This is a genomic window from Paraconexibacter antarcticus, from assembly GCF_024220175.1.
GTDB classification, from domain to species: Bacteria; Actinomycetota; Thermoleophilia; order Solirubrobacterales; family Solirubrobacteraceae; genus Paraconexibacter; species Paraconexibacter antarcticus.
This window is the reverse complement of sequence record NZ_CP098502.1, coordinates 1,521,595-1,544,964: the sequence shown is the minus strand read 5'-3', so window position 1 is coordinate 1,544,964 and position 23,370 is coordinate 1,521,595. Positions and strand designations below refer to the sequence as shown.

Below are 23,370 nucleotides of genomic sequence, written 5' to 3'. Positions count from 1 at the left end.
CGGCCCCGCGCGACACATGCCCGACGCAGTCGTCATCGGCAGCGGGCCGAACGGCCTCGCCGCCGCGATCCGCCTCGCCGAGGCGGGGCGCGACGTCGTCGTGCTCGAGGCGTCGGATCGCCCCGGCGGCGCGGTCCGCACGGAGGAGCTGACCCTTCCCGGCTTCCACCACGACACGTTCTCGTCGGTGTACCCGGCGGCGGTCGCCTCGCCGGTCATCCGCCGGCTGCCGCTCGACCGGTACGGCCTGGAGTGGGTCCACCCCGAGGCGTGCATGGCCCATCCGTTCCCCGACGGCAGCGCCGCCCTCCTGTACCGCGACCTGCACCGCACCGCCTCCGGCCTCGACGCGCTGCACGCCGGCGACGGCGAGCGCTGGGCCGGCTTCGCCGCGCCGTACCTGGAGGCCTCCGACGCCGTCCGCCACACGATGCTCGCCGGCTTCCCCCCGGTGCGCGGCCCCCTCGAGCTGCTCCGTGACGCCGGCCCCCTCCGGACGCTCGCCTTCGCGGCCGGCCTGCCCGCCCCCGCGACGCGCCTCGCCCGCCGGCTCTTCCACGACGAGCGCACGCGGGCGTGGTTCTACGGCCCGGCGATGCACGGCGACACCCCGCCCCACTCCCCCGGCAGCGCGATCGCCGCGTTCTACCTCACGCTCCTCGGTCACGCCGTCGGCTGGCCGAGCCCCCGCGGCGGGGCCGGCGCCATCGCGGCCGCGCTCGTCGCCCACCTCGAGGCGCTCGGCGGCGAGGTCCGCTGCGACGCCCGCGCGACGGCCGTCACGTCCGCCCACGGTCACGTCACCGGGGTCCGGGTGGCCGGCGGCGAGCACGTCGCGGCGCGGACCGTCGTCGCCACCGTCCTGCCCGGGGCGCTCCTCGACCTCGCGGGCGACGCACTCGGCGGCTGGTACGCCGCGGGCCTGCGCCACTTCCGCATCGGCCAGGGCACGATCAAGGTCGACTGGGCGCTCGACGGCCCGATCCCCTGGACGAACGCCGACGTCCGGCAGGCCGGGACGGTCCACGTCGTCGGCGGCGAGACGGCGTTCCTCGACGCGGTGAAGACGAGCGAGGAGCACCTCCCCGATCGCCCGTTCGTGCTCCTCGGGCAGCAGAGCCTCGCCGACCCCTCGCGCGCACCGGCGGGATGCCACACGGCCTGGGCGTACACCCACGCGCCCGCCGATCTCCTGGACCCCGCCGGCCCGCGGGCCGCCCACGTCGACCGCGTCGAGGCCCAGGTCGAGCGCTTCGCGCCCGGCTTCCGCGAGCGGATCCTCGCCCGGCACGTCATGGGCCCCGCGGACCTCGAGGCCCGCGACGCGAACCTCGTCAGGGGCGACATCGGCGGCGGCAGCTACCGCCTGCGCCAGCTCGTCTTCCGCCCGCTCCCGAAGCTCGACCCGTACCGCACGCCGCTCGACGGCCTGTACCTCGGCAGCGCCGCGACCTTCCCCGGCGGCGCCGTGCACGGCGTGCCCGGCGACGCCGCGGCGCGTTCGGCGCTGCGGCACGACAGGCGCTGACCCTTGCCGGCGAGGGGTCACGCCCGCGCCGCGCCGGCCGGCGGCCGCCGCCTAGGATCCGGCGGTGCCGATCGACGTCCTCGCGCGCGCCTCGCCGGCCGCCAACCTCGCGCTCGTCGGGACGGTCCTCGTCGACACGGGCGGCGGCGTGAGCGACAACGCCGACCGCGTCGAGCGCTTCCTCGCCGGGCGCCCGGTGGAGCTCATCGCGCTGACCCACGGGCACCTCGACCACGCGGGCGGGGCCGCGGAGCTGCGCGACCGGCTCGGCGCGCCGATCGCGCTCCACCGCGCCGACCTCGCGACGCTCGCGCGGGACGCCGCCCGCCTGCACCAGCCGCTGACGCCGTTCACCGTCGACCGCGTCCTGGAGGACGGCGACACGCTCCCGGGCGGGATCGAGGTCGTCGGCGTCCCGAGCCAGACGCCCGGCCACGTCGCCTACTGGGTCCCCGCCGAGCGGACCGTCCTGACCGGTGATCTGCTGCAGCGCGACGATGTCGCCTGGCTGCCGCCGGACGACGGCGTCATCGACGCCGCGATCGCGGCGATCGGGCGGCTCGCCGCCCTGCGCCCGGTCCGCGGGATCCCCGGGCACGGCCCGGACGTGACAGACGTCCCCCGGGCGGTGGCGGCGACGATCGCGCGGTACGAGCAGTGGCGCGAGCACCCCGACCGCCAGGCGTGGCACGCGGCGCGCCGGATCGCCGCCGGGCGCCTCTCGCTCGAGGACCCGCGCCCGGACCTCGCGGGGGCGACGGAGCTGCTCGCCGCCGTCCCGATGCTCGCGGACTTCGGCGCGGTCCTCGGCCTCGGCGCCGGGGCGCTCGCCGCGGAGGTCCTGCGGCAGCTCGTCGGCTCCGGCGCGCTCGGCGACGACGGCGGCCCGCTCGTCACCCGCTTCCCGCACGAGCCCGCCGCCTGAGCCCTGCCCCGAGCTCGCCGCCCGAGCCCCTGCCCCGAAAACGTCGCCGACTGACAGCTGACGCAGCGGGGTCCTGCGTCAGCTGTCAGTCGGCGCGGACGCCGGCCGTGGCGGCCTCGCGCGCGGCCTTCCGCGCGCGCTGCGGCTCGACGGTGTAGCGGGGGTCCTCGGCCGAGGTCATCCCGGCGGCGAAGATCCCGAAGCGCGTGAGCGCCGACCCCGCGACGAGGGCCGCGCCGCCGACGACGGCCGCCGTGCGGCTGCGCCCGCCGAGCGTCCCGGCGACGATCGCGCCGCCCGCCGCCAGCGCCTTGGCGGCCTTCAGGCGACGACCGGCCTTCCCGGTGTGGAGCGTCTCGGCGACCATGCCGAGCCGCCGCTCCATGAGGCGCTCGGAGGCGAGCTCCGCGACCGCGCCCGCGACCGCGAGCCGCCGCGCCGGACCGGTCTGCGCCAGCGGCGCGGTCATAAGGGCGAAGCCGCCCGCCGCACTCGCCGCCGACCCCGCGAAGAGGAACGGCAGCTCCCGGTGCCCGTCGTGCCAGGCGGGGACGGCGGTGTTCGCGATGAGTGCCGCGGTGTAGGTGCACACGCCCGCGCCGAGCCCGGCGGCCCCGAGGCCGCTCGCCCGCCCGAGCGGTCGCGCGACGCCGGTCACGTCACTCGCCGTGGCCGCGATCGCGAGCGGCGCGTACGCCGACAGCAGCCAGACGCCGACGCTCATCGGCGAGCTGGGCTTCGCGACCCGCAGCATGTGGAGGAAGCGCTTGGGCCGGCCGAGGTCGTGGACGAGCGCGACGAGCGACAGCGTGATCGCCGTCGTCGCGCAGGCGCCCGAGCGCCGCTCGACCGCCGGGCGGCCGGTGACGCTCGCGCCCGCGGCGAGGATCGACGACGCGCCCGCAAGGCCGCCGAGGAAGAGGTACCCCGCGACGTCGAGCTCCTTCCACGTCGGGGCGTTGATGATCGGCCGCCCGTAGTACGAGCTCGGATACTCCTGCGGGCGCTTCACGACCGGTCCCCCCCGCCGAAGCAGAGCGCCGCGCCGACGAGCAGCGCGCCCGCCGCCACGGCGACGCGGTTCCACATCGCGGGCAGGTCGCGCGTCGTGACGACCGGGTCCGGCGGCATGCCGTAGACCTCGGGCTCGTCGAGGAGGAGGAAGAACGCGCCGTCCCCGCCGACGCCGTCCGCCGGATCCTCGCCGTACAGCCGCGCCTCGGTGACGCCGGCCTCGTGGAGCAGCTCGACGCGGCCGGCCGCGCGCTCGCGCAGCTCCTCGAGCGGGCCGAACTGGATCGACTCGGTCGGGCAGGCCTTCGCGCACGCCGGCTCCTGCCCGGCGCCGAGGCGGTCGTAGCAGAGGGTGCACTTGTGGATGCCGCCGTCGGACTCGCGCTTGTCGAGCACGCCGTAGGGGCACGCCGGGACGCAGTAGCCACAGCCGTTGCAGATGTCGTCCTGGACGACGACGGTCCCGAACTCCGTGCGGAAGATCGCGCCCGTCGGGCAGACGTCGAGGCACGCCGCGTGCGTGCAGTGCTTGCACACGTCGGAGGCCATGAGCCAGCGGAAGCCCTCGTCCGCCCCGCGGCCGATCTGCTCGTCCTCGCGCGGCGCGGCGACGCGCTGCTCGACGAACGCGACGTGGCGCCAGGTGTCCGCGCCGAGATGGCGGGTGTTGTCGTGCGAGGAGCCGAGCCAGTCGAGCCCGTCCTCGGGCACCTCGTTCCACTCCTTGCAGGCGACCTCGCAGGCCTTGCACCCGATGCAGATCGACGTGTCGGTGAAGAAGCCCATCCGCGGCGGGGCGTCCTCCCACCCGGCCTCCGTCGCCGGGTCGCCGCCGCGCATCATGACGTTGAGGATCCCCTCGCCGGAGGCGCTCATCCGTCCGTCCCCGAGCGCGCGGTGACGCCGGCGGCGTCACGGTGGTCGCGGACGTGCTGCGTTCGGGCGGCGCCGCGCGGGCGGCGCCCCGGCCGGATGTCGACGGTCAACGCCTTCACCTCCTGGATGTGGGAGCTCGGGTCGAGCGCGATGGCCGACAGCTCGTTCATCGCGTCCCCCCGCGCGTAGCCGTTCGGGCCCCAGTGGTAGGGCATGCCGATCTGGTGGACGATGCGCCCGTCGACGCGCAGCGGCGTCATCCGGTCGGTGACCATGACGCGCGCCTCGATGACGCCGCGGGCGGTCGTGAGCGTCGCCCAGCCCGCGTGCTCCAGCGCCCGCTCGGCGGCGAGCTCCGGCGACACCTCGCAGAAGAGCTCGGGCTGCAGCTCGGCGAGGTACGGCGTCCAGCGCGACATGCCGCCGGCGGTGAAGTGCTCGGTGAGCCGGTAGGTCGTGAGGACGAACGGGTAGGCGTCCGCGCCGGGCTCGTCGGGCGCCGGGTGGTAGCGGTTGTCCTCGTGTTCGTAGAGCTGCCGCGCCGGGTTGCGCTGGTGGCGGTGCAGCCGGTTGCGGACCGGAGAGTCCTGCGCCTCGTAGTGGGTCGGCAGCGGCCCGTCCCCCACGCCGGCCGGCGCGAAGAGCCAGCCGCGCCCGTCGGCCTGCATGATGAACGGGTCGTCGCCCGCGATCGCGTCCGGGCCGGTGGCGCCCTCCGGCGGCCGGTAGGACGGCGGCTTGTCGGCCTGGAAGTCGGGCACGTCGTAGCCGGTCCACTTCCCGGCCTCCGCGTCCCACCAGACGAGCTTCTTGCGCTCGCTCCACGGGCGCCCCTCGGGGTCGGCGGAGGCGCGGTTGTAGAGGATGCGCCGGTTCGCGGGCCACGCCCACGCCCAGTCCTCGCCGAGCCAGCTCTGCTCACCGCGAGGCCGGCGGCGCGCCGTCTGGTTCACGCCGTCCGCGTACGCGCCGCAGTAGATCCAGCAGCCGCTCGCCGTCGTGCCGTCGTCCTTCAGCTCCGTGTACGACGAGAGCTGCGTGCCGTCCGCGCCGCGGCCGCTGATCTCGGCGAGGACCGCTTCGGCGCTCGGCTCGTCGAACGGGCCCTCGGTCGGGTACTCCCAGGTGAGCTCGAGCAGCGGCCGGTCGCGCGCCTGCCCGGAGTCCGCGAGCCGCTCGCGCAGCCGGCGGCCGAGGTGGTACATGAACCACAGCTCGCTGCGCTGGTCGGCCTTCGGCTCCTGCGCCTGGTGGTGCCACTGCACCATCCGCTGCGTGTTCGTGAAGGTGCCGTTCTTCTCGATGTGGGCGGCGGCGGGGAAGAAGAAGACCTCGGTCGCGACATCCTCCGTGCGCAGCTCGCCCGACTCGATCTCGGGGCCGTCCTTCCACCACGTCGCGCTCTCGATGAGCGAGAAGTCCCGGACGACGAGCCAGTCGAGCTTCGACATCCCGAGCCGCTGCATCCGCGCGTTCGCCGACCCGACCGCCGGGTTCTGCCCGAGGAGGAAGTAGCCCTTCACCTCGCCGCGGACCTGCGCCATGACCGTGTCGTACGTGCTCTCGTTGCCGGTGAGCCGCGGGAGGTAGTCGAAGCGGTAGTCGTTCTCCGCGTTCGCCGAGTCGCCCCACCACGCCTTCAGCAGGCTGACGGTGTAGGCGCGCATGTTGCCCCAGAAGCCCTTGTCGGGCGCGTCGGCGGCGATGAACCGGTCGAGCGTCTCGTGCCCGTGCGCGTGGGGCATCGGGATGTAGCCCGGGAGCGTGTCGAAGAGCGTCGGGATGTCGCTCGAGCCCTGGATCGACGCGTGCCCGCGCATCGCCATGACGCCGCCGCCCGGGCGCCCCATGTTGCCGAGCAGCAGCTGCAGGATCGACGCCGCGCGGATGTACTGCGAGCCCGTCGTGTGCTGCGTCCAGCCGACGCCGTGCACGAACGCCGCCGTCCGCTCGCGCCCGGAGTTCTCCACGAACAGCTCGCAGACCCGGGCGAAGACCTCGGGCGGGACGCCGCAGACCCGCTCGACCATCTCGGGCGTGTAGGAGGCGTAGTGGCGCTTGAGGATCTGCCAGACGCAGCGCGGGTGCTGCAGGGTCTCGTCGAGCGTCGGCTCGCCGCGGGCGCCTTCGGTCTCCTGCCCGGCGCCCTCGTGCCCGACGCCCTCCAGTTCGGTGAGCTGGTCGCGCTGGCCGGAGGCGGCGGCGACGAACGCCCCCTCGTACTGCCAGCTCGCCGGGTCGTACTTCATCTTCTCCGGGTCGTAGCCGGAGAAGAGGCCGTCGGCGCCGGCCTCGTCGAAGTCCTCGCCGATGATCGTCGGCGCGTTCGTGTAGGCGAGGACGTACTCGCGGAAGTCCGACTCGGTCTGCAGGACGTGGTTGATGATGCCGCCGAGGAAGGCGATGTCGGTGCCCGCGCGGAGCGGGACGAAGAGGTCGGCGAGGGCGCTCGTGCGGCTGTAGTGCGGGTCGATGTGGACGATGGTCGCGCCGCGCGCCTTCGCCTCCATGACCCACTGGAAGGCAACCGGATGCGCCTCCGCCATGTTCGAGCCCTCGAGCACGATGAGGTCGGAGTGCTGCAGGTCACCCGGGAGCGTGCTCGACGCGCCGCGCCCGAACGACGTGCCGAGGCCGACGACGGTCGAGCTGTGGCAGACCCGCGCCTGGTTCTCGATCTGCGTGATCCCCAGCCCCGTGAAGAGCTTCTTGATGAGGTAGTTCTCCTCGTTGTCGAGCGTCGCCCCGCCGAGCGCGGCGATGTTCGTGCAGCGGCGGGTCTTCTTGCCCTCGTGCTCGTCCTCCCAGCCGGCCTCGCGGGTCGCGATGATCCGCTCGGTCACCATCTCCATCGCGGTCTCGAGGTCGAGGCGCTCCCAGTCGGCGGCGTACGGCGCGCGATAGAGGACGTGCTGCTCGCGCGCGTCGCCCGTCGTGAGCTGCAGCGTCGCCGAGCCCTTGGGACACAGCCGGCCGCGGCTGTGCGGCGCGTCGGGATCCCCCTCGATCTGCACGACCTGCTCGTCCTTCACGTAGACGTTCTGCGCGCAGCCGACCGCGCAGTACGGGCAGACGGACTTCACGATCCGGTCGGCGGTGACGGTCCGCGGCTGCAGCTCCTTGCTCACGCGGGACTTCACGGCGGCCCCGCGGCCGAGGTGGTCCTTGCCCCGGAGCTGCCGCAGCAGCGGCCAGTCCGTGACCTGCGCGCGTTTCGCCATGGGCGACTCCTGCCCGGCACGGTTCCCGGCCAATCCTGCGGGTCGCGCGCCTAAGGTGTTTCTCACGGGACGTGCGCCCACCCGCGCGGGTCGCGTGTGCCCGCGGCGGCGTCCGGGCAGACCCCCGCCCCATGACCAGGATCGGCTACACGATGATGTGCGAGCAGGCGCCGCCCGACGCGCTCGTCCGGGACCTCGTCCGTGCGGAGGCGGCCGGCTTCGACTTCTCCGTCATCAGCGATCACTACCAGCCGTGGCTCGAGGAGCAGGGCCACTCCCCCTACGCGTGGGCGGTGCTCGGCGCGGCGGCGTGGGCGACGGAGCGCATCCCGCTCATGACGTACGTCACCTGCCCGACCCTGCGCTACCACCCGGCGGTCATCGCGCAGAAGGCCGCGACGGTGTCACTGCTCTCCGGCGGCCGCTTCCGCCTCGGGCTCGGCGCGGGCGAGAACCTCAACGAGCACGTCGTCGGGCAGCGCTGGCCGATGGCGGGCGAGCGCCACGAGCTGCTCGCCGAGGCGGTGCAGATCATCCGGCCGCTGCTCGCGGGCGAGACGGTGAACCACCGCGGCAAGCACTTCGACGTCGAGACGGCGAAGCTCTGGGACCCGCCGAAGGCACCGGTCGACGTCGGGATCGCCGTGTCCGGGCCCGACTCCTGCCGCCTGGCCGGCGAGCACGCGGACCTCATGGTCGCGGTCGAGCCGAAGGCCGAGCTCGGTGAGGCGTTCGACGCCGCGGGCGGCGCGGGGAAGCCGCGCGTCGGACAGGTCGCGATCAGCTACGACCCGGACCGCGAGGAGGCGGTCCGCCGCGCCCACGAGCAGTTCCGATGGTTCGGCCTCGGCTGGAAGGTGAACGCCGACCTGCCCGGGCCGAGCGGATTCGCCGCCGCCACGCAGTTCGTCACGCCGGAGGACGTCGCGGACGGCATCTCCTGCGGTCCCGACGTCGAGGCGCACGTCGAGGCGGTCCGCCCCTTCGTCGAGGCGGGCTTCGACGAGATCGCGCTCGTGCAGATCGGCGGCGAGCACCAGGAGGCGTTCACCGACTGGGCGCAGGCGGAGCTGCTGCCGGCGCTGCGCTCGCTGTGACGGTGGCGGCGGCTGCGGCCGCCGCCGGTCAGCCCTGGTAGCGCAGGCCGTCGAGCGCGACGCCGAGGAGGCGGTCGACCTGCTCGGGGGCGGTCGCGATCTTCACGATCCCGACGACGAGCTGGATGAGCTCGCCGATGGTGATGTCGCGGCGGACGACGCCCGCCTCCTGGGCCCGCACGAGCAGCGGCTCGCCGGCGCTCCACAGGCACTCGCGGCTCGTCGCGAAGAGCGCGGCGTCGGTGTCGAGGTAGTTCATGAGCTCGGCGGCGAGCGCACGCTTGGTCCCGATGTAGGCGACGAGGCGGCCGATCCAGCCGGTGAGCGCCTCCCACGGCTCGGCCCCGGCGAACTCCTCCGTCGAGCGGCACAGCTGCTCGACCTCCCCGAGGTAGAGCGCCTCGAGGAGCGCCTGCCGGTTCGGGAAGTTGCGGTACAGCGTGCCGATGCCGACCCCGGCGCGGCGGGCGATCTCCTCGAGCGCCGTCGCCTCGCCACCCTCGGCGAAGGCCTCGCGCGCGGCCGCGAGGACCTTCTCGTAGTTGCGCAGCGCGTCGGCGCGCTTCGGGCGCTTCAGGAGGTCGGTGGGGATCGCGTCGGCCGTGCTCATGGGACAGGTGTTGACAAACCGGAGGGCGCCTCCGTATAGTTCCGGAAGGAAGCGGAGGCAGCCTCCATATGTATTGGAGGCGTCCTCCAGTTTAGCTCCTCCCGTATCAATCTCAAGTCGTCTGGAATTCCCGTGACCAGTTCCACCTCACCCACACCGAGCCGTCCGTGGGCGATGCTGTTCGTCGTCTGCCTCGCGCAGCTCATGATCGTGCTCGACGCCACCATCGTGAACGTCGCGCTCCCCACCATCCAGGACGACCTCGGGTTCTCCGACTCGGGTCTCACCTGGGTCGTCAACGCCTTCCTCGTCAGCTTCGGCAGCCTCCTGCTCCTCGCGGGCCGGCTCGGAGACCTCGCCGGGCGCCGGGCGATCTTCCTCGGCGGCGTCACGGTCTTCACCGTCGCGTCCGTGCTCTGCGGGCTGGCGCCGTCCGGCGGCGTCCTCGTCGCCGCCCGCTTCCTGCAGGGCATCGGCGCCGCCGCCCAGGCGTCGGTCATCCTCGCGATCATCGTGACGAACTTCTCCGCGGGCGCCGAGCAGGCCCGCGCGATGAGCGCGTACGTGTTCGTCTCCGTCGCCGGCGGCTCGCTCGGCCTGCTCGCCGGCGGCCTCCTCACCGAGGCGCTCAGCTGGCACTGGGTGTTCTTCATCAACGTGCCGATCGGCATCGCGACCGTGCTGCTCGGCCGCCGCTTCGTCCCCGCCGACCACGGGCTCGGCTTCGGCCACCACGTCGACTGGACCGGCGCGGCCCTCGTCACGAGCTCGCTCATGGTCGGCATCTACGCGATCGTCCAGGTCAGCACCCACGGCTGGCTGTCCGAGCCGGTGCTCGTCCTCGGGGCCGTCTCCGTCGCGCTCATGACCGCGTTCGTGTCCGTCGAGCGGCGCGTCGCGGCGCCGATCATGCCCTTGCGCATCCTGTCCGTTCCCGGCCTCGTCCGGGCCAACACGGTGCGGGCGCTGCTCGTCACCGGCATGTACAGCACCTTCTTCCTCGGGACGCTGTACCTCGAGCGGGTGCGCGGCCTGAGCGCGATCGAGACCGGGGCGGCGTTCCTGCCCTGGACCCTGACCGTCGCCGTGCTCTCGCGCGGCGTCACGACGCGGACGGTCGCCCGCTTCGGGCCGCAGCGCGTCCTCGTCGCCGGCATGGCCAGCGCGAGCGCCGGCCTGCTGCTGTTCAGCACCGCCGGTGAGCAGACGGCGTTCTTCCCGACGATCTTCTTCGCCTGCTTCGCCATCGGGCTCGGCATCGGCAGCGCCTTCCAGCCGCTGCTGTCGCTCGCGATGGCCGAGGTGCCGAGGGAGGACGCCGGGCTCGGCTCCGGCCTGGCGAACGTGAGCCAGCAGCTCGCCGGCGCCTTCGGCGTGGCGGTGCTGAGCACGCTCGCCGACAACCACACGAAGGGCCTCGTCGAGACCGGTCACGCCACGGCGCCCGCGCTCGTCTCGGGCTACCACCTGGCCTTCCTCGTCGCCGCGGCCATCACCGCCGGCGGTGCCGTCCTCGCCACCGCCCTGCTCCGCCCCCGGCCCGTCGTCCGCAACGACATCGCCCGATCCCTGGGGACCGCATGACCCCCGTCACCCGCAGCACCCCATCCACCACGGCCCGCCGCCGGGCCGCCTCCGCCGCCCACCGGGCGGCGGAGGGCACGGTCACCGCCTACCTCCGCGACATCTCCGCCGCCCGGCGCCGGGCGCCCGCTCCGGTCCTCGCGCCGTCGACGCCTCAGTCGTGCCGGGCCACGAGGGCCGGCGTCCCGAGCAGCCGCTCGACCGTGACCTCGAGGACGACCCGCGCCGGGTTCTCGCGCGGCGCCTGGTAGCGCTCCGCGTAGCGCGCGACGGCGTCCGCCACCCGTCCCGGGTCCTGGCTCACCCGCACCGCCCCTTCGAGCGTGAGCCAGCGCCGCCCGTCGACCTGGCACAGCGCGGCGCGGCCACGGCCCGCGGCGTTGCGCGCCTTCTGGCTCGTCCCGCTGCAGATGACGCGGGCGAGGCCCGCCTCGGCGTCCCACGTGAAGCCGACCGGCGTCACGTGCGGCGTGCCGTCGGCGCGCAGCGTCGTGAGCGTCGCGAGGTGCCGGTCGGAGAGGAACGCGAGCCCCTCGGGGGTGAGGTCGGCGGGGGCGCGGCGGCTCGTCACCCGCTGCACTCTCGCACGTGCCAGGTCCGTAGTCTCCCGCCGCCGCCACCGTCGCGGCGGCTGGCCCGTGGCGTGCCCGTGGATCTCGATCCAGTCACCCGGGTGCGCGATGCCGTTGTGCTTGTCCATGTCTCCTCCGTCGGTCGAGGTCGGCGGGCGAGCTCGCCCGCAGGTCAAGCTTCCGGCGCGCGCAGCGGCCCGGCATCCGCAGAAGCCCGGGCTTCGGGTCCGGGATAACCCGCGGGCCGGCGGACGCGCGATCGCCCGGGGGCGGGCCGCACGGGGCGGCCGGCCTCCCGCCGGGCTCGGCTCAGGCGAGCTCGAAGCGGTCGAGCTCCATGACCTTCGCCCACGCGGCGACGAACGCGTGCACGAACCGCTCGCGGGCGTCGTCGCTCGCGTAGACCTCGGCGAGGGCGCGCAGCTCGGAGTTCGAGCCGAACACGAGGTCCACGCGGCTGCCCGTCCACTTCACCGCGCCGGAGGCGTCGCGGGCCTCGAACGAGCCCGCGTCGTCCGCCGTCGCCGACCACGTCGTCCCGAGGTCGAGGAGGTTGACGAAGAAGTCGTTCGTCAGCGCCTGAGGCCGCTCGGTGAGCACGCCCTGCGTGGAGCCACCGGCGTTCGCGCCGAGGACCCGCAGGCCGCCGACGAGGACCGTCATCTCCGGCGCGCTGAGCGTCAGGAGGTTCGCCCGGTCGATGAGCAGGTACTCCGCGGTGAGGTGGTGACGGCCCGACAGGTAGTTGCGGAACCCGTCGGCGACCGGCTCGAGCGGCGCGAACGAGTCCGCGTCGGTCTGCTCCTCCGTGGCGTCCGTCCGGCCCGGCGTGAAGGACACCTCGACGTCGACGCCGCCGGCCTTCGCCGCCTGCTCGACCGCGGCACCGCCGGCGAGCACGATGAGGTCGGCGAGCGACACCTGCGCGCCGCCCTTCGCGTTGAACGCCTGCTGGATGCCCTCGAGCGCGCTCAGCACCGTCGCGAGCTGCTCGGGGTCGTTGACCTCCCAGCTGCGCTGCGGCTCCAGGCGGATGCGCGCGCCGTTGGCGCCACCGCGCTTGTCGCTGCCGCGGAACGTCGAGGCCGAGGCCCAGGCGACCGACACGAGCTGCGCGACCGACAGGCCGGAGGCGAGCACGTCCGCCTTCAGCGCCGCGATGTCCGCGGCGCCGATCGGGTCGCCGGACGGCGCCGGCACCGGGTCCTGCCAGACGAGGTCCTCGGCCGGGACCTCGGGGCCGAGGTAGCGGGACTTCGGGCCCATGTCGCGGTGGGTGAGCTTGAACCAGGCCAGGGCGAAGGCGTCCGCGAGCAGGTCGGGGTTCTCGTGGAAGCGGCGCGAGACCTTCTCGTACTCCGGGTCGACCCGGAGCGCGATGTCCGTCGTCAGCATCGTCGGCACGCGGGGCGGCGAGTCCGGCGCCGGGCCGGGGATCGTGCCCGCGCCGGCGCCGTCCTTCGCGACCCACTGGTTCGCGCCGGCCGGGCTCTTGGAGAGCTCCCACTCGTAGCCGAAGAGGTTGTCGAAGTAGCCGCTGGACCACTTCGTCGGGGTCGACGTCCACGTCACCTCGAGGCCCGAGGTGATCGTGTCGGCGCCCTTGCCGGTGCCGTACGAGTTGCGCCAGCCGAGACCCTGCTCCTCGAGCGGGGCGCCCTCGGGCTCGGGGCCGACGTACTCGTCGGGGTCGGCCGCGCCGTGCGTCTTGCCGAACGTGTGACCGCCGGCGATGAGCGCGACGGTCTCCTCGTCGTTCATCGCCATGCGGGCGAACGTCTCGCGGATGTCGCGCGCGGAGGCGAGCGGGTCCGGGTGCCCGTTCGGGCCCTCCGGGTTGACGTAGATGAGCCCCATCTGCACGGCGCCGAACGGCTTCTCGAGCTCACGGTCGCCCGTGTAGCGCTCGTCGCCGAGCCACTCGGTCTCCGGGCCCCAGTAGACGTCCTCGTCCGGCTCCCACACGTCGGCGCGGCCGCCGGCGAAGCCGAACGTCTCGAAGCCCATCGACTCCAGGGCCACGTTGCCGGCCAGGACGATGAGGTCGGCCCAGGAGAGGTTCTGGCCGTACTTCTGCTTCACGGGCCACAGGAGGCGACGGGCCTTGTCGAGGTTGCCGTTGTCCGGCCAGCTGTTCAGCGGGGCGAAGCGCTGCTGCCCGGCCCCGGCGCCGCCACGACCGTCGCTGATGCGGTAGGTGCCGGCGCTGTGCCAGGCCATCCGGACCATGAACGGGCCGTAGTGGCCGAAGTCCGCGGGCCACCACTCCTGGGAGGTCGTGATGACCTGCTCGATGTCCTGCTTGACCGCCGCGAGGTCGAGGGCCTTGAACGCCTCGGCGTAGTCGAAGTCCGGGCCGAGCGGGTCGGCGACCGCCGGGTTCTTCGCGAGGATCTTGAGGTTCAGGCGGTCGGGCCACCAGCCGCGGTTGCCGCCGCCCTGGGTCGGGTGGGGCGCCCGCTCGTGGCCCACGGGACAACCGGACGCGGTGGGCGTCGCCACCCTCGCGTCATCGTTCATCTCTCCAACTTCGGCGTCAGGCTTCTCGGACAAGGGGACCCTTTCGGGGTTCAGGGGTGTGGTCAGGTGCTGCGGGTGGTGGTGCTGCAGGCGGGGCACAGGCCCCAGAACACGACCTCGGCCTCGTCGACCGTATAGCCGTGGTGGTCGTCCGCGGCGAGGCACGGGGCGGAGCCGACGGCGCAGTCGACGTCGGCGATCGCGCCGCACGACCGGCAGACGAGGTGATGGTGGTTGTCGCCGACCCGGGCCTCGTAGCGTGCCACGGAGCCCGGCGGGTAGATGCGGCGGACGAGGCCCGCGGCCGTCAGCGCGCCGAGCACGTCGTAGACGGCCTGCTGGGAGACCTCGCCGAGGCCGGCTCGCACGCTCGCGGTGATCGCGTTCGTGTCCGCGTGCGGGTGGTCGTGGACGGCGGACAGGACGGCGACCCGGGGGCGGGTGACGCGCAGGGAGGCCCCGCGCAGCATGCGCTCGAGTTCCGCGGTCGCCGGCACTGGGGGCAGTATGCCACGCGTTCTGGAACGGGTCCAGAAAAGCCGCCCACCTTGTGACGGAGCGGGTGCGGTATCTCCACAGAGCGCGCAGTCGCGCCGGGATCCTGAGCGACGGGGCTAGGGTCCCGCGCCATGCCCGTCCGGCCGGATCTGCAGCTCCGACATCGCCGGCGCCAGGATGCGACACGCGCACGCATCCTCGGCGCCGCCCGCGAACTCGTGGAGGAGTACCCCTGGCGCGCGGTCTCGATCGACGTCGTCGCCCGGCGGGCGGGCCTAACCCGCAGCGCCTTCACCGAGCACTTCGCCGACCGCCGGGAGCTGCTGCTCGCGCTCCTCGAGGAGGTCGGCGCCCACCTGCAGCTGCTCGCGCTGCCGTGGATGACGAGCAGCGCCGCGGACGGGCCGGCGGCCCTGCGCCGCGTCCTCGCGGACCTGGCCGACGCGTACGTCGCCGACGGCCGCCTGATGCGCGCGCTCGCCGACGAGGCGACGCAGGACGCCGACCTCGGCCGGCTCTACGCGTCGCTCGGGGCGCAGATCGCGGATGACGTCGCGGTCCGGATCCGCCGCGACATCACCGCGGGGCGCAGCGCCGTCGCCGACCCGGCGGCCGTCGCGACCGCCCTCGTCTGGCTCAACGAGCGGTTCCTCATCAGGCGCTTCGGCCACCGTCCGCTCGGCGACCCCGCCGAGGCCGCCGCCGCGCTCGCGGAGATCTGGCTCGGCGCGCTCTACGGGACCACGCGGGGGTCCGGTAGCGTCGGGCCATGACCGCCCCCGCCCTCTCCTACGCCCATGGCGCGTCCCCGACCCCCCTGCTCGGCGAGACGATCGGCACCTGCCTGGAGCGCATCGCCGCCGCCCACCCGGATCGCGAGGCGGTCGTCTCCTGCGAGCAGGGCGTCCGCCTGACGTACGCCGAGCTCGACGCCGCCGTCGACCGGCTCGCGTGCGGGCTGCTGACCCACGGGATCGGCGCCGGCGACCGCGTCGGGATCTGGGCGCCCAACTGCGTGGAGTGGATGCTCGTGCAGTACGCGACGGCAAAGGTCGGCGCGATCCTCGTGAACGTCAACCCGGCCTACCGCACCCACGAGCTCGCCTACGCGCTGCGCCAGTCCGGGGTCCAGCTGCTGTTCAGCGCCTCCGCGTTCAAGACGAGCGACTACCGCGCGATGGTCGCCGAGGTCACGGGCGAGCTCTCGGGACTGCAGGACGTCGTCTTCCTCGACGACGTCGCGTGGGGCGCGCTCGCCGCGACGCCGGTCGACCCGGACGCGCTCGCCGGGCGGATGGCGTCGCTCGCCTTCGACGACGCCATCAACATCCAGTACACGAGCGGCACGACGGGCTTCCCGAAGGGCGCGACGCTCACCCACCACAACATCCTCAACAACGGGTTCTTCGTCGGCGAGCTGTGCTCGTACACCGAGGCCGACCGCATCTGCGTCCCCGTCCCGTTCTACCACTGCTTCGGCATGGTCATGGGCAACCTCGCGGCGCTGAGCCACGGCGCGTGCGTCGTCATCCCCGCCGCGGGCTTCGACCCGGCGGCGACGCTCACGGCGGTCGCGGCCGAGCGCTGCACGTCGCTCTACGGCGTCCCGACGATGTTCATCGCGATGCTCGCCGACCCGGGCTTCGACGGGCACGACCTCTCGTCGCTGCGGACGGGGATCATGGCCGGCTCGCCGTGCCCCGCCGAGGTCATGAAGCGCGTCGTGCGGGACATGCACATGAGCGAGGTGTCCATCTGCTACGGGATGACGGAGACCTCCCCCGTCTCCACCCAGACGCGCAAGGACGATCCGCTCGAGCGGCGCGTCGGCTCGATCGGCCGCGTGGGGCCGCACGTCGAGGTGAAGATCATCGACCCGGTCACGGGCCGCACCGTCCCGCGCGGGGAGACGGGCGAGTTCTGCACCCGCGGCTACTCCGTCATGCGGGGCTACTGGGAGGACCCGGAGAAGACGGCCGAGGCGAAGGACCCGGCGGGCTGGATGCACACCGGCGACCTCGCCACGATGGACGCCGAGGGCTACCTGAACATCGTCGGCCGCTCGAAGGACATGGTCATCCGCGGCGGCGAGAACGTCTACCCGCGCGAGGTCGAGGAGTTCCTCTACACCCATCCGGACATCGCGGACGCGCAGGTCATCGGCGTGCCGGACGAGAAGTACGGTGAGGAGCTCTGCGTGTGGGTGCAGCTGCGCCCCGGCGCGGCGGAGCTCGACGCGGCGGCGCTGCGCGAGTTCTGCACCGGGAAGCTCGCGCACTACAAGATCCCGCGGTACGTGCGGTGCGTCGACGCCTTCCCGATGACCGTCACCGGCAAGGTCCGCAAGAACGTCATGCGCGAGGAGTCCGTCGACCTGCTCGGGCTGCACGACGCGGCCGGCGTGCGGACCGCGTGACGGGGACGCGGAGGCGGAGCCGGCTCAGCCGAGGCGGCGGCCCGGGCCCTGGTCGACGCTGCAGCGCGACGGCTGGACCGGGTCGCTGCAGGCCGGGTACGGCGGCTTCTCGCCGGCGTACGTCTGCTCCCGGCCGTGCGAGTCGTAGAGCCAGTAGCGCTGCCGGCCGCCGAAGAGGTCACGCCCGAGGACGACGAGCTTCGCCCCGATCGACGTGGACTTCGCGACGAGCGTGAGCTTGCTGCGCGAGCGCCGGCCGTCGGGCGGGACGAGCAGGTAGACGAGGTCGTCGTAGGCGGGCCGCAGGGCGACGGCCCGCAGGCTCGTGACGAGCCGCAGGCGGAGGACCGCCTCGCCCGGCACGCGGCCGTCGGCGGTGGGCCCCCACGCCCGCAGGTCGTTCCTGTGCGAGACGAACCAGGTCAGCGCGGAGGTGAGCGCGGCCTCGTCGGCGGCGAGCGCCTGGCGGTTGCGGTCCAGCGAGTCGAGGCTCCGGCGGTAGAGGGCCTTGCGGGTCTCCGGGTCGAAGCCGACGACGACGTCGTCGAGGACGTAGCCGAGCGGCTCGGAGACGACCGCGCGGCAGCCGTTCGCGCCGGCCGCGACGAGGCCGGCGGCCCCCGGCGCGGGCACGTGGACCGTCTCGGTCGCCGGGTCCGGCGAGACGACCTCGTCGTACTGCCGCGGGTCGCCGGCCGCGAGGCCGCCGAGGTCGAGGTCGACGATGTCGCCGCTGCAGGCGATCGTCACGCGCACGGCGCCGGGCAGCCGCAGCCGCCAGCCGAGCGCGCCGGTGGCACCGCTCGCGTCGAGGGCGATGTCGTCCCCGCGGATCGTGACGCGGACGTGCGAGCCGCGGTAGGTGCGGTCGACCGCCTGGGCGGCGACCGGGGCGGGCGGCGGGGGCGGCGCCGGAGCGGGTGCGGGGGGCGGCGGGGCCGGGTCATGGGCGCGGGCCGGAGCCGTCACGAGCGCCCCGGCGGGCACGGCGAGGAGGACGGTCGCCAGCAGCGACACGCCGGCACCGCGAGCCCCCTGTCGCCGCCGCATACCGCCGAGCCTACACCCCGCGGAATCCCGGCCACGGGCGGGCCACGGGACGCGCCGGAGCCGGCACGCGGACAACCTTTGCCTCCCCTTGACCGACCTCTCATGGTTCTCCCAGACAGCCGGTCTACGGTCGGTCGTCGAGGCTCGAGGACCCGAACGCCACGGCCGGCCCGGTCGCCCTCGCGCCTCCGCGCGCCTCGGCCGCCCGGCGAGCGCCGTCCGCGCCGCCGACGACCGGCGTGCGCAGCCCCGTCGCGTGGCTCGTCGCCGCGGTCCTCCTCGCGAACCTCGCGGTCGTCGTCGACCTCTGGCTGCACGGCGGCGGCCTGACGAAGGCGCACACGACCGCCGACCGGCTGACGAGCGCCGGGCGCATCACCGGCCTGCTCGCGGCGTACAGCGCGCTCGTGCAGGTCGTCCTCCTCGCGCGCATCCCGTGGTTCGAGCGCCTCACCGGGTTCGACCGCCTGACCGTGTGGCACGGGCGCAACGGCAAGGCGTGCATCCTGCTCCTGCTCGCCCACGTCGGGCTCATCACCGCCGGCTACCAGCAGACCGACCAGATCCGCCTCGGCGCCGAGATCTCCTCGCTGCTGAAGGACTACCCGCACATCCTCGCGGCGACGATCGGCACGGGCCTCATGGTGCTCGTCGTCGTCACGTCGCTCGTCATCGTCCGGCGGCGGGTCCGGCACGAGGCGTGGTACGCGGTCCACCTGTCGGTCTACGCGGGCATCGTCCTCGGCTACCTCCACGAGGTGCCGACGGGCAACGACCTCACGCTCCCCGGTGCCGCGCAGACGTACTGGTACGTCCTGAACGCCGCGACGCTCGCGCTGCTCCTCGCCTTCCGGGTCGTCCGCCCGCTCCTGCGCGGTGCCGTGCACGGCCTGCGCGTGACGCGTGTCGTCGAGGAGGCGCCGGGCGTCGTCTCGATCCACCTGACCGGACGCCGCCTGCACCGCCTCGGGGCCCACCCCGGCCAGTTCTTCCTGTGGCGCTTCCTCGACGTGCGCCGCGTCTGGCAGGCCCACCCGTACTCCCTGTCGGCCGCCCCCGACGGCCGGTCGCTGCGGATCACGGTCAAGGGCACCGGGACGTTCTCGCGGCGCCTGGCCGACCTGCGGCCCGGGACGCGGGTCCTCGCCGAGGGGCCGCTCGGGAGCTTCACCGCCGCCCGCCGCCGGGCCGCGTCGGGCAAGGTCCTGCTCGTCGCCGGCGGCATCGGCATCACGCCGCTGCGGGCGCTGCTGGAGACGCTCGACGGCGACGTCGTCCTCGTGCACCGCGTCGTCGAGGCCGGCGACACCGGCCTGGAGGACGAGCTCGCCGCGCTCGTCGCCGCCCGCGGCGCGACGCTCCACGTCCTGGCCGGCGACCACCGCGACCCGGACGCCGCCCACCTTCTCTCCCCCGCCCACCTGCGCGAGCTCGTCCCCGACGTCACCGACCGCGACGTCTACGTCTGCGGCCCGCCCGCGATGGCCGACGCCGTCACGCGCAACCTCCGGACCCTCGGCGTCCGCCGGCGTCACCTCCACACCGAGCGCTTCGCGCTCTGACCCCCACCACCCAGGAGCACCATCCCATGCAGACCCGCCGCATCCACGCCGCCCTCAGCGCCGGCGCCCTCGTCGTCATGCCCCTCAGCGCCGTCGCGAACGTCGCCCCCGCGTTCGCCGCCACGTCGAAGAAGGTCTCGGGCCCGACCGTGAACATGCGGTGGGGCGCGGTGAAGGTGAACATCTTCGTCCGCGGACGGAAGATCATCGGCGTGTCGGCCACCGCGCCGACCGAGCGCCCGCGGTCCGCGCGCATCAACGCGAACGCGCTGCCGATCCTCCGCCAGGAGGTCCTCAAGGCCCAGAGCGCGCGCATCCACGGCGTGTCCGGCGCCTCGGACACGAGCCGCGCGTACGACACGTCGCTCGCGTCCGCGATCCGCAAGGCCGGGCTCTGAGCCGGGCCGCGTCACCCGCTCCGGGCGCCGCCGAGGCGGCGCCCGCCTGCGTGCTGCGGCACGTCATGGGCATGCCCGTGGCGATCGACGTCCGGGACGCGGTCGTCCCGCGCGCCGCGGTGGCCGAGGCGTTCGCCTGGCTCGAGTGGGTCGACGCGACGTTCTCGACCTACCGCGCCGACAGCGAGATCGCCCGGCTGAACCGCGGCGAGCTCACGCTCGGGGGCTGCGACCCGCGGGTGGCCGAGGTCCTCGCCGCGTGCGACGCGCTGCGCGAGCGGACCGGGGGCGCCTTCGACGCGGCGGCGGCCGCGGCGATGCCCGGCGCGCGCGAGCGGCCCGGCTGCGGCGGGCACCCGGGCGCCGTCGAGCCCGCGGGCTACGTGAAGGGCTGGGCCGCGGCCCGCGCGTGGGACATCCTCGCGGCGGCGGGCGTCCGCAACGCGCTCGTCGACGCGGCGGGCGACATGGTCGTCCGCGGCCGGCCCGCTCCGGGTGAGCGCTGGCGCATCGGCATCGAGCACCCCCTCGAGCGCGACGCCGTCGCCGCCGTCCTCGAGCTCACCGACCTCTGCGTCGCGACCTCCGGCACCGCCCGCCGCGGGGAGCACATCGTCGTGCCGGCGACCGGTGCGCCGCCCGCGGGCGTCCTCGCCGTCACCTGCGTCGGCCGCGACCTCGCGGTCACCGACGCGCTCGCCACGGCCGCGTTCGCGATGGGGCCGGCGAGCGCGGAGTGGCTCGCCGTGCAGCCGGACGTCGAGGCGATGGTCGTCCTGGCCGACGGGACCGTCCGGCTCACCCCGGGCTTCGACGCGCTGCGCGTGAGCTGAGCGGCGGCGTGCGGTCTGGTGGGGGTATATCTCCCAGTTGGCCGCACGGCGACCCGTGCCCGCCCCGGCCGCCGAGCGGCGTGCGGTCTCGTGGGGGCATATCCCCCGGTTGACCGCACGCCGCCGGGGCTCGCTCCGCGCTACAACCCGACCGGGTGCCGCGCGTGGAAGCCGGCGCGGCGGCCGATGACCGGGCGCCAGCGGACGCCGTCCCGGCCGCCCGGGTCGCCGACCGGGCTCGTGTCGAAGCGCAGCCCGGCGACCTCCATGTAGACGTGGCCCGCGTTCGCGTAGACCGAGACGTGGCGGCCCGCGCCGGCGGCGAAGGTCTTCGCGAGGTCACCGCTGACCATCGCCGTGCCGAGCTGGCCGGCCTCGATGAGCGCGTAGCTCACCGCGCCCGAGCAGTCGTAGCCCGTGTCGCGCAGGCGCGCGTGCCCGCCGCCCCACTTGTACGGCTTGCCGACGATCGTGTTCGCCGCGCGGATGATCGCGCGCACCGCCGCCGGGGCGTCGTGGGGGACGGCGGCGAGGCCGTCCGTCCGGAGCTTCGCGACCCTGCCCTTGACGATCGTCAGCGTCGTCGTCGTGACGGCGACGGGCGGGAGGAACCCGGGGTCCGGCAGGAGCGGGTCGGCGGTGCCCGGGTTCTCGCCGGTCTGCGTCGTCGTCTGGCCGGCGGGGTCCGCCCCCTGGGAGACGGGGAGCACGGGGCCGGCGACCTCGCTCGGGCCGCCGGCGCCTTCACCAGACGAGTGGTGGCGGTGGTGGGCGCTCGCGGGGGCCGCCGGCGCGAGCAGCAGTGCGGCGGCGAGGAGCGGGGCGGCGAGGCGCTTCATCCCACCCGGGATCGACCCGGCCCGTGCGCCGCTTGAGACGCGGGGTCCGCCCCCGGACGGGGGTTCGGATCGGCGCCGGACGGATGTCCGACGCCGGGTGCCCCCGCTCAGCCCTCGGCGGGCTGGGCGCGCAGGCCCGCGCCGTGCGGCAGATGCGGGTGCGGCAGGTGCCAGTGCTCGCCCGGCTCCTGGATGTCGTTCTTGCGCGCGGTGACCCAGGCGACGAGCGCGAAGAAGACGATGAGCATGAGGCCGCTGGCGACACCGTCGCCGAGCCCGAGGCCGGTGGCGTCGTGCGGCTTGCCGAACCAGTCGGCGAACGAGGCGCCGAGCGGGCGGGTGACGATGTACGCCGCCCAGAACGCCGCGATCGGGTTGAGCTTCCCGCGCCACCAGAGCAGGCCCGGGATGATGATGATGCCGCCGAACAGCAGCGCCGACGGGAAGAAGCCGAGCTTCAGCTGGATCGCGGTCCAGTCGCCCGACGCCGTGCCGAGCGCGAAGGTCGCCAGCACCGCCGACCAGTAGAAGACCTCGCGGCGGCGGGTGACGATCGAGTGGATCGAGAGCGTCTTCTCGCTGCGGTACCAGCGGACGAAGACGGCGGCGGTGACGATCGAGAAGATGACCGTCGCGACGCTGTAGGACATGCCGGCGCCGTCTCGCAGGCCGTCGGAGACCATCGTGCCGAAGATCGCGACCATCCAGACGCAGAACCAGTAGACCGGCGCGCGGTACTCGGTCGCGCGGAACTGCAGCCGCAGCCCGAACCAGATGCCGAAGATGCCGATCGCGCCTGCCGCCGGGACGCTCTGCTGGCCGAGGAAGTCGGACATCGCCTCCCCCATGCCCGTCGTGATGATCTTGATGAGCCAGAACATCGCGGTGATCTCGGGCACCTTCGGGGCCAGCGGCTCGGGACCGCTGAAGAGGCGGGGGCGTGTCATACGGATCCTTTCTCCCGGCGGCATCGGGCGGGCGAGGGCGGAGGGGCGGAAGCATGCAGGGAACCGCACCGCACCTGAATCGCACCTGAACGGGCCCGCCGGTACCGTGCGGGGCATGACCGATCCGCTCGCCGGCGAACGCCACCTCGGGCACCGCACCGGCTGGCTGCGGGCCGCCGTCCTCGGAGCGAACGACGGCATCGTCTCCACCGCGAGCCTCGTCCTCGGCGTCGCCGCCTCCGGCGCTTCCGGCAGCGCGATCATCACCGCGGGCATCGCGGGGCTCGTGGCGGGCGCGCTCTCGATGGCGGCGGGCGAGTTCGTCTCGGTGAGCTCGCAGCGGGACGCCGAGCACGCCGACCTCGCGCTCGAGCGACGTGAGCTGCGCGAGGACCCGGCCGGCGAGCTCGACGAGCTCACCGCGATCTACGCGGGGCGCGGGGTGCCGGCCGCCCTCGCGCGCGAGGTCGCCGTCGCGCTCACCGAACGGGACGCGCTGGGCGCCCACGCGCGCGACGAGCTCGGCCTCGAGACGGACGGGGGCGCCCAGCCGCTGCAGGCGGCGTGGACCTCGGCCCTCTCGTTCTCGATCGGCGCCGCGGTGCCGGTCGTCGCGGTGGCCGCGGTCCCGAGCGGCGTCCGCGTCGCCCTCTGCGTGGCGGTGACCGTCCTGGCGCTCGCCGCCCTCGGCGCGGTGGGCGCGCGCCTCGGTGGCGCCGACCAGCGTCGCGGCACCGTCCGCGTCGTCGTCTGGGGTGTCATCGCGATGGCCGTCACGTCCGCCATCGGCGCCGTCGTCGGCAGCGCCGTCTGACCCGGGCCGGCCGAGCGCCGCGGGCCCGGCCGGCGCCGATCGCGCGTCCGGACGAGGCCGCGAGGA

Annotated in this window: 20 protein-coding genes; 10 read left to right on the top strand and 10 right to left on the bottom strand. The window is 74.4% G+C overall.

The annotated features are described in order from the left end of the window. Positions 1–16 precede the first annotated feature (16 nt). Together NBH00_RS07695 and NBH00_RS07690 are read left to right on the top strand one after the other, a co-directional pair. On the top strand, positions 17–1,528 hold the full coding sequence (locus tag NBH00_RS07695) for a phytoene desaturase family protein (RefSeq protein ID WP_254572755.1): 1,512 nt from the start codon (positions 17–19) through the stop codon (positions 1,526–1,528). 64 nt (positions 1,529–1,592) lie between these two features. Continuing rightward, the gene (locus NBH00_RS07690; RefSeq protein ID WP_254572754.1) at positions 1,593–2,453 is read left to right on the top strand and encodes an MBL fold metallo-hydrolase; all 861 of its coding nucleotides are present in this window, start codon (positions 1,593–1,595) and stop codon (positions 2,451–2,453) included. 85 nt (positions 2,454–2,538) lie between these two features. Here NBH00_RS07690 and nrfD read toward each other — a convergent pair whose 3' ends face one another. From nrfD to fdh, 3 genes are read right to left on the bottom strand one after another with little or no spacing between them, the layout of a single operon-like run. Next, on the bottom strand, positions 2,539–3,465 hold the full coding sequence (gene nrfD / locus NBH00_RS07685; RefSeq protein ID WP_254572753.1) for an NrfD/PsrC family molybdoenzyme membrane anchor subunit: 927 nt from the start codon (positions 3,463–3,465) through the stop codon (positions 2,539–2,541). Beyond that, positions 3,462–4,307: a 4Fe-4S dicluster domain-containing protein gene (locus NBH00_RS07680; RefSeq protein ID WP_367401306.1), complete on the bottom strand. Its 846-nt coding sequence runs from the start codon at positions 4,305–4,307 to the stop codon at positions 3,462–3,464. The genes nrfD and NBH00_RS07680 overlap by 4 nt, the downstream gene beginning before the upstream one ends. Positions 4,308–4,339: 32 nt before the next feature. Continuing rightward, complete coding sequence (fdh, locus tag NBH00_RS07675; protein ID WP_254572751.1) at positions 4,340–7,564, bottom strand: formate dehydrogenase; 3,225 nt, start codon at positions 7,562–7,564, stop codon at positions 4,340–4,342. A 131-nt stretch (positions 7,565–7,695) separates the two neighbouring features. Here fdh and NBH00_RS07670 point away from each other — a divergent pair, with 131 nt between their 5' ends. Then, positions 7,696–8,661: a TIGR03557 family F420-dependent LLM class oxidoreductase gene (locus NBH00_RS07670; RefSeq protein ID WP_254572750.1), complete on the top strand. Its 966-nt coding sequence runs from the start codon at positions 7,696–7,698 to the stop codon at positions 8,659–8,661. Between the two features lie 28 nt (positions 8,662–8,689). Here the strand turns inward: NBH00_RS07670 and NBH00_RS07665 are convergent, their stop codons facing one another. Then, positions 8,690–9,271 carry a TetR/AcrR family transcriptional regulator gene (locus tag NBH00_RS07665; RefSeq protein ID WP_254572749.1) on the bottom strand — a complete coding sequence of 194 codons (582 nt, stop codon included), beginning with the start codon at positions 9,269–9,271 and terminating at the stop codon, positions 8,690–8,692. 132 nt (positions 9,272–9,403) lie between these two features. Here NBH00_RS07665 and NBH00_RS07660 point away from each other — a divergent pair, with 132 nt between their 5' ends. After that, the gene (locus NBH00_RS07660) at positions 9,404–10,855 is read left to right on the top strand and encodes an MFS transporter (protein ID WP_254572748.1); all 1,452 of its coding nucleotides are present in this window, start codon (positions 9,404–9,406) and stop codon (positions 10,853–10,855) included. Between the two features lie 154 nt (positions 10,856–11,009). Here the strand turns inward: NBH00_RS07660 and NBH00_RS07655 are convergent, their stop codons facing one another. The 3 genes from NBH00_RS07655 to NBH00_RS07645 all read right to left on the bottom strand — a co-directional run bounded on the left by NBH00_RS07655 (position 11,010) and on the right by NBH00_RS07645 (position 14,417). Then, positions 11,010–11,426, bottom strand: coding sequence for a pyridoxamine 5'-phosphate oxidase family protein (locus NBH00_RS07655; protein WP_254572747.1), 417 nt, complete (start codon positions 11,424–11,426; stop codon positions 11,010–11,012). A gap of 310 nt (positions 11,427–11,736) precedes the next feature. Next, positions 11,737–13,947 carry a catalase/peroxidase HPI gene (katG, locus tag NBH00_RS07650; protein ID WP_367401287.1) on the bottom strand — a complete coding sequence of 737 codons (2,211 nt, stop codon included), beginning with the start codon at positions 13,945–13,947 and terminating at the stop codon, positions 11,737–11,739. Between the two features lie 62 nt (positions 13,948–14,009). After that, on the bottom strand, positions 14,010–14,417 hold the full coding sequence (locus tag NBH00_RS07645; protein ID WP_302182715.1) for a Fur family transcriptional regulator: 408 nt from the start codon (positions 14,415–14,417) through the stop codon (positions 14,010–14,012). 159 nt (positions 14,418–14,576) lie between these two features. Between NBH00_RS07645 and NBH00_RS07640 the strand changes: the two genes are divergently transcribed. Together NBH00_RS07640 and NBH00_RS07635 are read left to right on the top strand one after the other, a co-directional pair. After that, on the top strand, positions 14,577–15,218 hold the full coding sequence (locus NBH00_RS07640) for a TetR/AcrR family transcriptional regulator (protein ID WP_254572745.1): 642 nt from the start codon (positions 14,577–14,579) through the stop codon (positions 15,216–15,218). Then, on the top strand, positions 15,215–16,861 hold the full coding sequence (locus NBH00_RS07635; protein WP_254572744.1) for an AMP-binding protein: 1,647 nt from the start codon (positions 15,215–15,217) through the stop codon (positions 16,859–16,861). Before NBH00_RS07640 ends, NBH00_RS07635 begins: the two co-directional genes overlap by 4 nt. Positions 16,862–16,885: 24 nt before the next feature. On the opposite strand, the gene NBH00_RS07630 is transcribed toward NBH00_RS07635, so the two are convergent. Beyond that, entirely contained in the window at positions 16,886–17,911 is a 1,026-nt protein-coding gene (locus tag NBH00_RS07630; RefSeq protein ID WP_254572743.1) for a hypothetical protein, read from the bottom strand. Between the two features lie 239 nt (positions 17,912–18,150). On the opposite strand from NBH00_RS07630, the gene NBH00_RS07625 reads away from it, so the two are divergent. The 3 genes from NBH00_RS07625 (at position 18,151) to NBH00_RS07615 (ending at position 20,704) form a co-directional block, all read left to right on the top strand. Further along, the gene (locus tag NBH00_RS07625; RefSeq protein ID WP_254572742.1) at positions 18,151–19,473 is read left to right on the top strand and encodes a ferredoxin reductase family protein; all 1,323 of its coding nucleotides are present in this window, start codon (positions 18,151–18,153) and stop codon (positions 19,471–19,473) included. A gap of 26 nt (positions 19,474–19,499) precedes the next feature. Beyond that, positions 19,500–19,871: an FMN-binding protein gene (locus NBH00_RS07620; protein WP_254572741.1), complete on the top strand. Its 372-nt coding sequence runs from the start codon at positions 19,500–19,502 to the stop codon at positions 19,869–19,871. 71 nt (positions 19,872–19,942) lie between these two features. After that, positions 19,943–20,704, top strand: a complete 762-nt coding sequence (locus NBH00_RS07615; protein ID WP_254572740.1) for an FAD:protein FMN transferase — start codon at positions 19,943–19,945, stop codon at positions 20,702–20,704. Between the two features lie 140 nt (positions 20,705–20,844). On the opposite strand, the gene NBH00_RS07610 is transcribed toward NBH00_RS07615, so the two are convergent. Next, positions 20,845–21,543 (bottom strand): C40 family peptidase, encoded by a 699-nt coding sequence (locus tag NBH00_RS07610; RefSeq protein ID WP_254572739.1) that lies wholly within the window; start codon positions 21,541–21,543, stop codon positions 20,845–20,847. A gap of 107 nt (positions 21,544–21,650) precedes the next feature. Further along, positions 21,651–22,490 (bottom strand): COG4705 family protein, encoded by an 840-nt coding sequence (locus tag NBH00_RS07605; protein ID WP_254572738.1) that lies wholly within the window; start codon positions 22,488–22,490, stop codon positions 21,651–21,653. 115 nt (positions 22,491–22,605) lie between these two features. Between NBH00_RS07605 and NBH00_RS07600 the strand changes: the two genes are divergently transcribed. Beyond that, positions 22,606–23,304, top strand: coding sequence for a VIT1/CCC1 transporter family protein (locus NBH00_RS07600; RefSeq protein WP_254572737.1), 699 nt, complete (start codon positions 22,606–22,608; stop codon positions 23,302–23,304). Positions 23,305–23,370 lie beyond the last annotated feature (66 nt).

Bases quoted from the DNA above. Each gene is read 5' to 3' on its own strand.
- NBH00_RS07695 (WP_254572755.1), top strand. From the start codon at position 17: ATGCCCGACGCAGTCGTCATCGGCAGCGGGCCGAACGGCCTCGCCGCC.
- fdh (WP_254572751.1), bottom strand. From the start codon at position 7,564: ATGGCGAAACGCGCGCAGGTCACGGACTGGCCGCTGCTGCGGCAGCTC.
- NBH00_RS07600 (WP_254572737.1), top strand. From the start codon at position 22,606: ATGACCGATCCGCTCGCCGGCGAACGCCACCTCGGGCACCGCACCGGC.
- NBH00_RS07645 (WP_302182715.1), bottom strand. From the start codon at position 14,417: ATGCTGCGCGGGGCCTCCCTGCGCGTCACCCGCCCCCGGGTCGCCGTC.
- NBH00_RS07605 (WP_254572738.1), bottom strand. From the start codon at position 22,490: ATGACACGCCCCCGCCTCTTCAGCGGTCCCGAGCCGCTGGCCCCGAAG.
- NBH00_RS07635 (WP_254572744.1), top strand. From the start codon at position 15,215: ATGACCGCCCCCGCCCTCTCCTACGCCCATGGCGCGTCCCCGACCCCC.
- NBH00_RS07680 (WP_367401306.1), bottom strand. From the start codon at position 4,307: ATGCGCGGCGGCGACCCGGCGACGGAGGCCGGGTGGGAGGACGCCCCG.
- NBH00_RS07640 (WP_254572745.1), top strand. From the start codon at position 14,577: ATGCCCGTCCGGCCGGATCTGCAGCTCCGACATCGCCGGCGCCAGGAT.
- NBH00_RS07610 (WP_254572739.1), bottom strand. From the start codon at position 21,543: ATGAAGCGCCTCGCCGCCCCGCTCCTCGCCGCCGCACTGCTGCTCGCG.
- NBH00_RS07665 (WP_254572749.1), bottom strand. From the start codon at position 9,271: ATGAGCACGGCCGACGCGATCCCCACCGACCTCCTGAAGCGCCCGAAG.
- katG (WP_367401287.1), bottom strand. From the start codon at position 13,947: ATGAACGATGACGCGAGGGTGGCGACGCCCACCGCGTCCGGTTGTCCC.
- NBH00_RS07630 (WP_254572743.1), bottom strand. From the start codon at position 17,911: ATGCGGCGGCGACAGGGGGCTCGCGGTGCCGGCGTGTCGCTGCTGGCG.
- NBH00_RS07670 (WP_254572750.1), top strand. From the start codon at position 7,696: ATGACCAGGATCGGCTACACGATGATGTGCGAGCAGGCGCCGCCCGAC.
- NBH00_RS07615 (WP_254572740.1), top strand. From the start codon at position 19,943: ATGCCCGTGGCGATCGACGTCCGGGACGCGGTCGTCCCGCGCGCCGCG.
- NBH00_RS07620 (WP_254572741.1), top strand. From the start codon at position 19,500: ATGCAGACCCGCCGCATCCACGCCGCCCTCAGCGCCGGCGCCCTCGTC.